Annotated in this window: 7 protein-coding genes; all 7 read left to right on the forward strand. The window is 44.0% G+C overall.

The window, feature by feature from the left end; all coding sequences use genetic code 11:
- Positions 1-21 precede the first annotated feature (21 nt).
- The 7 genes from H8B06_RS10920 to H8B06_RS10950 all read left to right on the forward strand — a co-directional run bounded on the left by H8B06_RS10920 (position 22) and on the right by H8B06_RS10950 (position 12,435).
- Positions 22-1,752, forward strand: a complete 1,731-nt coding sequence (locus H8B06_RS10920) for a RagB/SusD family nutrient uptake outer membrane protein (RefSeq protein WP_190994320.1) — start codon at positions 22-24, stop codon at positions 1,750-1,752.
- A gap of 53 nt (positions 1,753-1,805) precedes the next feature.
- Positions 1,806-3,350: a family 43 glycosylhydrolase gene (locus tag H8B06_RS10925; RefSeq protein WP_190994321.1), complete on the forward strand. Its 1,545-nt coding sequence runs from the start codon at positions 1,806-1,808 to the stop codon at positions 3,348-3,350.
- A 72-nt stretch (positions 3,351-3,422) separates the two neighbouring features.
- On the forward strand, positions 3,423-5,273 hold the full coding sequence (locus H8B06_RS10930; RefSeq protein WP_223857618.1) for a heparinase II/III domain-containing protein: 1,851 nt from the start codon (positions 3,423-3,425) through the stop codon (positions 5,271-5,273).
- A gap of 39 nt (positions 5,274-5,312) precedes the next feature.
- Positions 5,313-7,574 carry an alpha-L-rhamnosidase-related protein gene (locus H8B06_RS10935; protein WP_190994323.1) on the forward strand — a complete coding sequence of 754 codons (2,262 nt, stop codon included), beginning with the start codon at positions 5,313-5,315 and terminating at the stop codon, positions 7,572-7,574.
- A 38-nt stretch (positions 7,575-7,612) separates the two neighbouring features.
- Positions 7,613-8,494 (forward strand): menaquinone biosynthesis family protein, encoded by an 882-nt coding sequence (locus tag H8B06_RS10940; RefSeq protein ID WP_190994324.1) that lies wholly within the window; start codon positions 7,613-7,615, stop codon positions 8,492-8,494.
- A gap of 154 nt (positions 8,495-8,648) precedes the next feature.
- Positions 8,649-11,954 (forward strand): preprotein translocase subunit SecA, encoded by a 3,306-nt coding sequence (gene secA, locus H8B06_RS10945; protein ID WP_190994325.1) that lies wholly within the window; start codon positions 8,649-8,651, stop codon positions 11,952-11,954.
- 28 nt (positions 11,955-11,982) lie between these two features.
- Positions 11,983-12,435, forward strand: a complete 453-nt coding sequence (locus tag H8B06_RS10950) for an SPOR domain-containing protein (protein WP_190994326.1) — start codon at positions 11,983-11,985, stop codon at positions 12,433-12,435.
- Positions 12,436-12,440 lie beyond the last annotated feature (5 nt).

Below are 12,440 nucleotides of genomic sequence, written 5' to 3' on the forward strand. Positions count from 1 at the left end.
AAAACGGCATAAAATTAGGAAATGATGAATACAAAAAGATTTCGAGTGGTCGTAGCCATAATGGCTTTGCTAACAGCATGTATAAGCGCCGGATGCAAGAAATTCCTTGACTTAGACCCGCTATCGACGTGGCGGGACGAGACATTCTATTCTTCCGCATCGGAAGTGGAAATGGCACTTGCGGGGATTTATAGCGGGATGGCCAACGATGATATGTATGGCTATAAGTTTAATGTGGTGCTGGAAAGCGGTACGGACGAGATGTATACGAACTCTTCTGCTGCCAACTGGGGAGCGGCCCGATACGCGTATACCTCTTCCAGTGATGAGGTGCAGAATATATGGCTACACTTCTACAGCATGATCAACTTGGTGAATCAGCTGGAAAAGAACTTAGATCCGGAGATGTTTTCCGAGGAACAAACCAACCGTTATCTAGCGAAAGCACGTTTTATGCGCGCATTCGCTTATTTTAACTTGGCGAATTGGTTTGGTCCTGTGCCTATCCGCCTAAAGCCCAGCGCTAATCAGGATGATAATCACGTGGCTCCTTCTACCGTGTTGGAGGTTTACCAACAGGTGGAACGCGATTATTTGTTTGCTGCAGAGCATCTGCTTCATGCCAATAGTCCCGACTATATTCCGGGAGAGCCCAATAAAATGGCGGCACACGGCATGCTAGCACGCTTGTATTTACGCATGGGGGGCTTTCAGCCCTACTTGGCAGAAAATGAAGCAGATTGTTATTTTGACAATCCACAACAATATTTTGAGAAAGCCAGGCAACAATGCGAGGTTATTATCCAAGATGGCTGGCACCATATCGTGCCTTACGCCACCGATCCGCAGAGCTATCGTAACCATTTCATGAATTACCTGCAAAATCGGTACGATTTGCGCGAATCACTTTATGAGGTGTCCTTTGGTAACTTGATAGAAATGGGATTGAATGTGCACGGACGGATGGGCAATATCAATGGCGTAGAGTTTGTCGGAACATCCGATATTCCCCGAGGTTTTGCTAATGTGAATGCTTCGGTTGCACTATATAATCGCTATGCAGCGGAGGATACCCGCATGACCTGGAACATCGCAGGATACCGCAACAATTACTCTTCGGCCAATCAACGCTATACGATGAGCTATATTTTTGACCGCCCGTTGCACCAAGAATTTGCGATCGGCAAATACAGGAGATGGGAACCTACGAATATGGAGGCATTGCGTACACAGCGAAGCATTGTAGACGCTCCTTATACTATTCTGAATAATGTGACGGGATCAGCTACTGATCCAAACTATACCAGTATCAATTTTCCATTATTACGTTACTCGGACGTATTGCTGATGCATGCGGAAGCTATTATTGGCGGCCGTTTCGGAACAGCAGATGCATCAGTGGAAGCGGTAAATAGCTTGAATATTGTGCGGGAACGGGCAGGGCTGGATCCATATATCGGAAGTACGCAACATGATGCTTTTTTCAACGAACTGGTCGATGAACGCCTACGTGAATTATGCTTTGAGGGGCTGCGAAAACAGGATTTGGTGCGCTGGAATTTATTGAGAGAAAAGCTCGACCAACTCGACGAAGCGATCCGCTTTAATTCGTTCTATGTGGAAACCGATGCTTTTCAACAGACCTATCGGGAGCCTGGGATAACCTTCGACCGGAGCCGGCATTTTCTGCTGCCGTACCCATTACAGGAAGTAACGATCAATACGGAGCTCGATCAACGTTTTCCATGGTAATAAGAAATCGATTAGTTTCTTACACGTATAGATAATTATACAGATCAAAAAAAATGGACAAAAAGATAAAAAAATCAATATTAAACGGCATGGTATCTTTATTTATCGCGTTGCTGTTTTTAGGCTGTTCTGACAAAAAGATAGATGACTTGGATGTTGGTGACAGCAGTAAACCTGGAATAAGGGCGGTGGTTCCGCAAACGGCACTCCCCGGTAATCATGTGATCATCTCCGGTGTAAACTTCGGGGATGACGGCTCGACGATCAAGGTCATGTTTGGCGACCAAGCTGCAGAGATTGTAAATTATTCGGCAGGCAAAATTGAGGCGGTTGTGCCTGCACAAACCGAGGCTGGTTATGCCAAGATACACTTGGAGATTGGCGAAGAACGATCCAACCAATATTATTTCACGTTTGGTTTTACGAAGCCATCTATTGACTCACTAACCCGTGCCTATATCGGAGAACCAGTCGATATCATGGGCTCGGGATTCGGAAATATGGAAGAAAATATTACCGTGACTTTTGATGGCGATACAGCCGACCTTCTTTTGGTGACGGATACGCTGGTTCGGGTGTTGTCACCGCAGCTCGGCGAACGCATCGCCATGGATGTTCGCGTGGATATCGGTACCAATCAATCGAATCTTCGACGCTTCTCCTACCTCGATAACCTATATAGTAACCCCGTGATAGCACGGAGTCTACCAGACCCGACTCTAATCAAAGCAGAAGATGGATTCTTTTATTTATATGCAACCGAGGATATCCGCAATATCCCGATCATGAAATCTAGCGATTTAGTCAACTGGGAACTGGTGGGTACAGCATTCACGGATGCCACTCGCCCTTCGTTTGAGCCAAATGGTGGCCTTTGGGCTCCCGATGCCCGATATATCAACGGAAAGTACGTACTATATTACTCCATGTCCGTATGGGGTGGCGAGTGGAGCTGCGGCATTGGTGTGGCCACAGCGAGCAATCCGGCAGGTCCGTTTACGGATCATGGACCGTTATTCCGAAGTAATGAGATTGGTGTGCAAAACTCCATCGACCCCTGCTTTATCGAAGATAATGGACGGAACTATATGATGTGGGGAAGTTTCCGCGGCATTTACTTGATTGAGATGAGCGAGGACGGTCTTTCGGTAAAAGAGGGTGCGGAAAAAAGACAGGTGGCGGGCACTTATTTCGAAGGGGTGTATATTCACAAGAAAGATGGATACTACTATATGTTTGCTTCTATCGGATCTTGCTGTGCGGGAATCAACAGTACCTATCAATTGGTTGTAGGACGTTCCACTAGCCTCGCCGGCCCTTATTATAATAGAAGTGGCTTTGATATGATGAATAACGGACGAACCTTAATTATTGATCGAAATGATTCCTTCGTGGGCAATGGACATTGTTCGCAGATCGTTCAAGATGACGCAGGTAACGATTGGATATTGTATCATGGTGTGCGCACCAGCGATCCTTCCGGTCGGGTGCTGATGCTTGATCAAATAAAATGGGGTCAGGATGGTTGGCCTTATGTAGAAGGAGGGACCCCTTCTCACGCGACACATGCACCCGTGTTCAACGCCAGACTTAACTAAAGAACCGTATATTGCAAAAAATACCATAAATCTATGTTTCATACCATAAAATGTCTTTTGATAACTTGTTTTTTGACTTGCTCTCTATGGAGTTGTGCGCAGGATAAAACGAAATTATCATACGATTATGACAAGATAGGCGGTCATCCAAGGCTCCTGCTGAAACAAGGAGATGAAGAAGTTATCCGTGCCTCCTTACAACGAAATCCCGAATTTCAACGAATCGACACGTACATTCGGCAAGTTAGTGAAGAGCTGTTTGATGAACCGACACTCGTCTTCAAAAAAGAAGGTAAACGTCTATTGGCGATATCGCGCCGTGCTCTTACGCGCTTGTACTACCTATCATATAGTTACCGAATGACTGGCGACACCCGCTATCTGCAACGGGCGGAGGACGAGCTCAAAGCGGTATGTGCATTTGAATCTTGGAATCCATCCCATTTTCTCGATGTTGGGGAGATGGCAATGGGGGTGGCTATCGCTTATGACTGGCTTTATGATGGCTTGACAGATGATACGCGTAAGTTGGTTCGGCAGGCCATTATAGAAAAGGCTTTCAAGCCATCCTATGTATCTGGAGATAATTTGTTCTTAACGCGACATAATAACTGGAATCCGGTGTGTAACGGCGGGCTGGTGTATGCTGCATTGGCTATTTTTGAAGATGAAAAAGAACAGGCTACCGCGATTATCGAACGGGCACTGGAATCTACCAAGTTGCCGTTGGAAACGTACGCGCCGGACGGGAACTATCCGGAAGGTCCGGGCTACTGGAATTATGGAACCACTTTTCAGGTGATGTTTTTTGCTGCGTTAGAGAGTGCCTTAGGGTCGGAGCTCGGATTGTCTAATGCACCCGGCTTTAACTCCTCCGCATACTATATGCTCTATGCTGTTGGTCCGTCTGGTTATTATTTTAATTATTACGATGGTGGTCGTGCGGTAGCACCGTCCTCTGCTTTATTCTGGTTTGCGGAAAAAGAACAAGATCCGGCGTTAATTTATCAGGAAATACCACTGATCAGAAAAGGTGGATATACCAAAAAGATCAATTCGGACGAACACCGTTTCTTGCCTAATGCTTTAGTGTTTGGGAAAAATCTAACTTTATCGGAAATTAAACCACCTAGCGGAAATACCTATACGGGGCATGGCATGACGCCAATATCGATTGTTCGCACGAACTGGAAGGATGGCGAAGGGAAATATCTTGGCATCAAAGGAGGGAGAGCAGGTGATCCCCATGGACATATGGATCAAGGCACCTTTGTGTATGATGTCGGGAAGTTCCGTTGGGCAATGGATTTTGGTTTGCAGAGCTATATTACATTGGAGTCCGAGGGCGTAGATCTGTGGAATATGAGTCAAAACTCGCAACGTTGGGATATTTTTAGGTATAATAATTTAAATCACAATACGCTGACTATTAATAATCAACGGCATAATGTGGAGGGTAAATCCGAAATTATCGAAACGTACGATAAGGGTCGCGAGCTCGGTGCTAAGGTGGATTTGACACCAGCATTAAACTTGAACAATGAGCTGAAGAGAGCAACCAGAAAGGCGGTTATCGTAGATGAGTCATTTCTAAAAATAGAAGATTCTATAGAAACGAACACCGACCCTGTCGATTTGAGATGGAATATGGTGACGCCGGCATCCGCGGAAATCATGAGCAAAAATACGATAAGACTTTCCCAGCAGGGGAAAGATATGATCCTAACGGTCGATTCGGAGGTGCCTTTTAAACTCACCATAAGACCTTCTGAAAACCCAAGAGAATATAAAAGTGAATTTGGGAACTATAAATACGGAGATTACAATCAACATAATAAGGGAACGGTTATGGTGGGTTTTGATAGTACTGTACCGACGAATACGACCGTAAAGTATACGGTTACGTTGATAGAATCGCTATAATTTATAATGAGGACAGGCGCTTCGTTTAATTGTTTTAAAATGCGCGGATCAAGTTTAAAGATAGTAGTTGTATTTTTCTTTATAGGCTACATTTTGATTGGTAAGGCCTCTGCGCAACCATGGAAAGCAAAATGGATAGGTATCGATCTGCCGGAAGGAGACACCGTCAATGTCTGGGCAGGTTTTCGAAAAGATTTCGTGATAGACCACCTACCCACTAAGTTGATCGCACGGATTGCTGTCGACAGTAAATATTGGCTGTATATCAACGATAAACTCGTTATTTTTGAGGGCGGACTAAAAAGGGGCCCCACCCCAAACGATACATACTATGATGAATTTGATATTGCGCCATATTTAAAAAAAGGAGGAAATACAATTGGTGTAAAAGTATGGTATTTTGGTAAAAACGGTTTCTCGCATAAGAGCAGTGGTATGTTAGGCTTGTTTTTCGATGCACAAAGCGAGGGGTATGAGCTGTTAAGCGATAGTTCCTGGATGGGAAAAAGACTAGAGGAGTATGGAACGAGTGCCGGTACTGTGCCGAACTTCCGGTTATCGGAATCTAATATTCAGTACGATGCCAGGATAACTAACGAAAACTGGTATAAGCTAGAGGCTGGTTTTGTTAATCCTGATCATGTCAAAACATACGGGGAAATAGGTATACACCCTTGGAATAAGCTGGTGAAGCGGCCAATCCCCTTATGGAAAGACTATGGTGAGCGCGCATTCAACGATACAGATATTACCGAAAAAGGGGATACAGTGATCTGTAAACTGCCTTATAACATGCAATTTACGCCTATTATTGATGTAGAGGGCTCGGCAGGAGATACGATTCAATTCTTGACGGATAATTATCTCCAATACAATGGAGGAGCAGAAAATATCAGCGCAACTTATATCACCAAAGAGGGACGGCAAAAATATGAAAGTTTAGGGTGGCTTAATGGCCATTATCTGTATGTGGTGATTCCGAAGGGGATACGTGTGCACAAACTCCACTTCAGGGAAACCGGATACGATACGGCATTTGAGGGGGAGTTTCATTCATCTGACCTGTTTTTTAACAAATTATGGGATAAGGCTGCGCGGACGTTGTACATTACGATGAGAGATAATTATATGGATTGTCCGGATCGTGAGCGCGCGCAATGGACAGGTGATGCGGTTCTGGAATGTGAGGAAGCGTTCTATGCCCTGACACCTTCGTCTCACGCGCTGGGGAAAAAATGGCTTTATGAACTAATCGGCTGGCAAAAAGAAGATGGAGCGTTATTTTCCCCTATTCCTGCGGGGAACTGGGATAGCGAAATTGCTGATCAATCACTGGCGAGTATTGGTTTCTACGGGATCTGGACATATTATATGCATACGGGCGATAAACAGTTGCTTATAGATCTTTTTCCTGCCATACAGAAATATCTTCAGCTGTGGGAAAAAGATAGTGATGGTCTTGTCAGGGTAAGGGAAGGTGGATGGCTATGGGGAGACTGGGGAGATCATAAAGATATGCTGCTCATACATAACCTATGGTACTATCTGGCTATAAAAGGTAATCAGTTAATAGCAAACGAGCTGCGCTATGATGAGCAGGCGAAAGAATATAGGCTTGAGATGGAGAAGTTTAAAACAAAATTCAACGAAAGATTTTGGAATGGTCAATCGTATAGGGATCCTAAGTATACAGGTGAAACGGATGACCGGGTACATGCGCTGGCCGTTCTGGCAGATATTGCGGACGAACAATATTACGACCAAATTTTAAAAGTGTTTTTGGAGGAAGAGCATGCAAGCCCCTATATGGAAAAGTATGTGTTCGAGGCTATGTATAAAATGCGTGAGCCGGCCAAAGCGAATGCTCGACACCGAAAGCGTTTTTCCGGAATGGTCAATAATGAGTATTTCACCACACTGTTCGAAGGCTGGGGAATTGGTCGTGAGGGTTTTGGAGGAGGAACTGTAAACCATGCGTGGAGCGGTGGCGGATTGACCGTGTTATCCAGTAGGCTTTGTGGAATAAGACCGCTCACGCCTGGATATAAAACGTTTCTAGTGGCGCCTCAACCGGGTGATGTTCGTGAGGCGTCGGCAAAGGTGGCAAGCGTAAGGGGAGATATCTTTGCTGGTTATAAGATGATAGATGATAGACTCTATCTCGATGTTGTTGTGCCTAATGGAACCACGGCACATATCAAACTGCCTATCGAATATCGAAAAATAAAACGTAATGGCCGAAAAAGTACGGCACCAATTGAGCTTCAACCAGGAACATGGGAAATAATAGCTAGGAGATAGAAGCAAATTCTTATTTTTGCTTAAAAAACAGCAAAGACATGAAACTTACGCTAGGCTTTTCGCCCTGTCCCAACGATACGTTTATTTTTGATGCGTTGATCCATCGTAAAATTGACACCGGCGGACTGGAATTTGATGTACAATACCAAGATGTGGAAACCTTGAACCAAAAAGCTTTTCAACGGGAACTAGATATCACCAAGCTGAGTTATCATGCTTTTGCATATGCGGTAAAGGACTACGAATTGCTAGACGCCGGAAGCGCATTAGGTTCTGGGGTAGGGCCTTTGCTCATTGCGAAAGACCCCCAGCTTGCTGTCCGTTTACAGGAGATGTTAGAACGGGGTATAGCGTGGAGCTCGCACGAACGTAATTTGAAAATTGGTATTCCCGGAAAATATACCACGGCTAATTTTTTACTTGGTTTAGCCTTTCCAACCCTACAGCATAAAGTAGAACTGTTGTTCTCGGACATTGAACAGGCGTTATTGGACGGTACGATTGATTTGGGATTGATCATTCACGAAAACAGGTTTACCTATCAAGCTAAAGGGTTGCATAAAGTCGTAGATCTGGGTGATTTTTGGGAACAAACGACGAACAGTCCGATACCGTTGGGAGGAATTGTTGTTAAACGTAGTTTGGATGCGGAACTTAAGTTAAAAATCAACCGATTGGTTCGTGAGAGTGTGCAGTTTGCTTTTGAAAATCCTAAATCAGGGTTAGACTATATCCGTTCGCACGCACAGGAAATGGAAGAAGACGTGATGTATAAGCATATCGATTTATATGTCAATAAGTACTCGGAAGATTTGGGCGATGAAGGGCGTAATGCCATTCAACAAATGTTTGATAAAGCCCGGGCGCTAAAACTTATCCCAACTACAGATAAACGACTTTTCTTGACCCCCGGAACCTAGAAAAGACTCGGTTTTCACTTCGTTACAAAAAAATAAACTGGAATACTGTTAGTTATCACATGTAATAATTAAATTTGCCCGGTTAGTGCCAAAATGTCTGCAAAATAGTATTGGATTCATTATTGCACGCGGTACACGGAGATAAGAAAATATTATGTTAAAATTTTTAAGTAAATTATTTGGCAGCAAGTCAGAACGAGATATCAAATCCATTCAGCCCATTGTAGATAAAATCAAAGAGGAATACGAAAAGTTATCCTCGCTAAGCCACGATGAATTGCGGGCGAAAACTGCTGATTTTAAAAACCGAATCAAAGCCTATTTAGCCGATATAGACGAAGAAATTGCATCCTTGAAAGCAGAAGCGGATCAGGATAATGTCGATATGGGTGAAAAGACAGCCCTTTATGAACAGGTCGATAAACTATCGAAAGATAGGGATAAAAAGCTGGAAGAAGTATTATTGGAAATCTTGCCCGAAGCTTTTGCAGTGGTAAAAGACACCGCTCGCCGATTAACGGAAAATAAAGAACTTGAGGTTACCGCAACCGATTTTGACCGGGAACTGGCAGCACGTAAACCGAATGTGATTGTGGAAGGTGATAAAGCGGTATGGAAAAACTCTTGGATAGCAGCCGGTACGGAAGTTACCTGGAATATGGTACATTATGATGTGCAGCTTATCGGGGGTATCGTTTTGCATCAAGGTAAGATTGCGGAGATGTCTACAGGGGAAGGTAAAACCTTAGTGGGTACACTACCGACTTACCTGAACGCATTATCCGGACAGGGTGTGCATATTGTAACGGTTAACGATTACTTGGCACGTCGTGACTCCGAATGGAATGGCCCTTTGTTTGAGTTCCACGGATTAAGCGTCGATTGTATCGACAAACACCAACCTAATTCACCGCAACGTAGAAAAGCTTATCTATCAGATATTGTGTACGGAACAAATAACGAATTTGGTTTCGATTATTTGCGCGACAATATGACACAGACACCGGATTCCATGGTACAGCGTAAACTACATTATGCCATGATTGATGAGGTGGACTCCGTTTTGATTGATGATGCACGGACGCCGTTGATTATCTCCGGTCCTATCCCACGTGGTGATCAGCATGAATTCTATCAATTGAAGCCACGGATTGAAAGATTGGTAAACGCACAAAAGGCGTATGTAAATACCGTTTTTAACGAAGCAAAAAAAGCTATTGCCAACGGTGATGCTGATGTAGAGGGTGGAGGAATGGCTTTATTGCGCGCTTATCGTGGTTTGCCTAAAAACAAGGCTTTAATTAAGTACCTATCTGAAGGAAACCACAGGCAATTATTGCAAAAGGTGGAAAACCATTATATGGCCGAGCAAAGCCGCAACATGCCTAAAGTGGATGCAGAACTTTTCTTTGTGATCGATGAAAAAAACAATCAAGTAGAGCTGAGTGAAAAAGGTATCGAATTAATTACGGCTTCGGGTGAAGATCCTAACTTCTTCATTATGCCTGATGTGGGATCTGAAATAGCTGACATCGAAAAATCAGATCTTTCCCTTGAAGAGAAAGCACAGAAAAAAGAAGAATTATTACGGGATTACTCTATTAAATCAGAGCGTATCCACTCCATAAATCAATTGCTTAAAGCTTACACCTTATTTGAGATTGACGATCAGTATATCGTTGATGAAGGTAAGGTGAAGATTGTGGACGAACAAACGGGGCGTATCATGGAAGGGCGTCGTTATTCTGATGGTTTGCACCAGGCAATAGAGGCGAAAGAAAATGTAAAGGTAGAAGATGCTACACAAACGTATGCGACGATTACTTTGCAGAATTATTTCCGGATGTATCACAAGCTTGCGGGGATGACCGGTACGGCGTCTACAGAAGCGGGTGAGCTTTGGCAGATTTATAAGCTGGACGTGGTTGAAATTCCGACAAACAGACCTATTCAACGGGATGATCGTCAGGATTTGATTTACCGCACCGCAAGAGAAAAGTACAATGCCGTAGCACAGGAGATTCAGGCTTTGACGGAGGCAGGAAGACCTGTACTTGTTGGTACGACATCTGTCGAGATTTCGGAATTGCTGAGCCGGATGTTGAAATTGCGTGGTATCAAACATAATGTATTGAACGCGAAGCTTCACCAAAAAGAAGCAGATATCGTGGCGGAAGCAGGACGTCCTGGTCAGGTAACGATCGCAACCAACATGGCTGGTCGTGGTACGGATATTAAGCTTACAGAAGAAGTTATTAAGGCAGGAGGTTTGGCGATTATCGGTACCGAACGACATGAATCGCGTCGTGTAGACCGTCAGTTGCGTGGACGGGCCGGCCGTCAGGGAGATCCAGGGTCGTCACAATTCTTTGTTTCGCTGGAAGATAATCTGATGCGTTTGTTTGCTTCAGAACGGATTTCCAACATCATGGTGAAAATGGGTGTCGAAGAAGGTGAAGTCATGCAGCACAGTATGCTGACGAAATCAATCGAAAGGGCACAGCGTAAAGTGGAAGAAAACAACTTTGGTATTCGTAAGCGCTTGTTGGAATACGACGACGTGATGAACTCCCAGCGTACTGTAATCTACTCGAAACGTAAGAACGCTTTGTTTGGTGAGCGTTTGGATGTCGATTTGAACAACACCATTTACGATGTGGTGGAAGATATTGTGACCGAAGCAAAAGAAGGTGGAACCTATGAGGAATTCCAAATTGAAGTTATTCGCTTGTTTGCCCTAAATCCCGAAATCTCGGAGGAGGAGTTTGCACAAAGTGGCTTAGCAGTATTGACAGATAAGCTGTTCCAACAGGTTCTTACACATTATCAAAATAAGGGACAACAGGTAGCGGAACAAACGCTTCCAGTACTGACAAATGTTTTGGCAGAACGTGGAGGAATGATAGAAAATGTCGTTATACCGTTTAGCGATGGTATTCGTGGCATACAAGTTGCGACAAATTTGCAAAAAGCAGTAGAGTCTAGTGGGAAAGAAGTTTTCAGATCGTTTGAGAAAGGTATTGTTTTAGCTCTGATTGACGAGGCTTGGAAGGAACACCTACGTGAAATGGATGACCTGAAGCAATCTGTACAAAACGCGGTATATGAGCAAAAGGACCCTATTATTATCTATAAGATGGAAGCATACAATCTGTTCAAAAGCATGTTGGCTTCCATGAATAAAGAGATTGTAAGCTTTTTGTTTAAAGGGGAAATCCCAGGTCAGCAACAAGAGCCACAAAATGTTCGGGAAGCACGTCCGGTACAGCCGCAACCTGCACAGGTTAAAGCAACTAAAGCAGAGCTGGCATCGCCGACAGGGGTTTCTGAAGAAGATAAAGATACGCGTGAGCAACAGGTAACACAACCTATACGCAAAACGCAAACGGTAGGTAGAAATGACGAATGTCCTTGTGGTTCCGGGAAAAAATATAAAAACTGTCACGGAAAGAATAGTTAGAAAGGGTTAGATACAATAAAAATAAGAGATGTTATATAGAGGATTGATATTTGGTTTTGTACTCCTTGGATTTGCACAGCTCAGTAAAGCACAATCGGGAATCGTCGAAGTAGAGAAGGATTCGTTGATTAATCTGTTGCAGGAGTTCAGAGCGGAGAACGGTATCAATCCTACTACTGCCCGAATGGTTAGCTTAGGGTCGAAAGTCGTTGATAAGAAAAGCGGTAAACGGGTAAAAGTGCGCGGTTTTCGTGTACAAGTATTTTCTGGAGCGAACCGAAGTGATGCCTATGCCGTACAGGCTAGATTTCAACGATCTTATAAAGATATAGGCGCCTATGTGACTTACGATGAACCAAATTATAGGGTAAAGGTTGGCGACTTTAGAAGCCGATCAGAAGCAACTAGCTTTATGCAGGAGCTACGCTCCCAATATAGTAATGTATTTGTCTTCACCGAAGAGGTTTGGGCTTACGAATAACGAGG

It is taken from the genome of Sphingobacterium micropteri (assembly GCF_014692515.1).
Classification (GTDB): Bacteria; Bacteroidota; Bacteroidia; order Sphingobacteriales; family Sphingobacteriaceae; genus Sphingobacterium; species Sphingobacterium micropteri.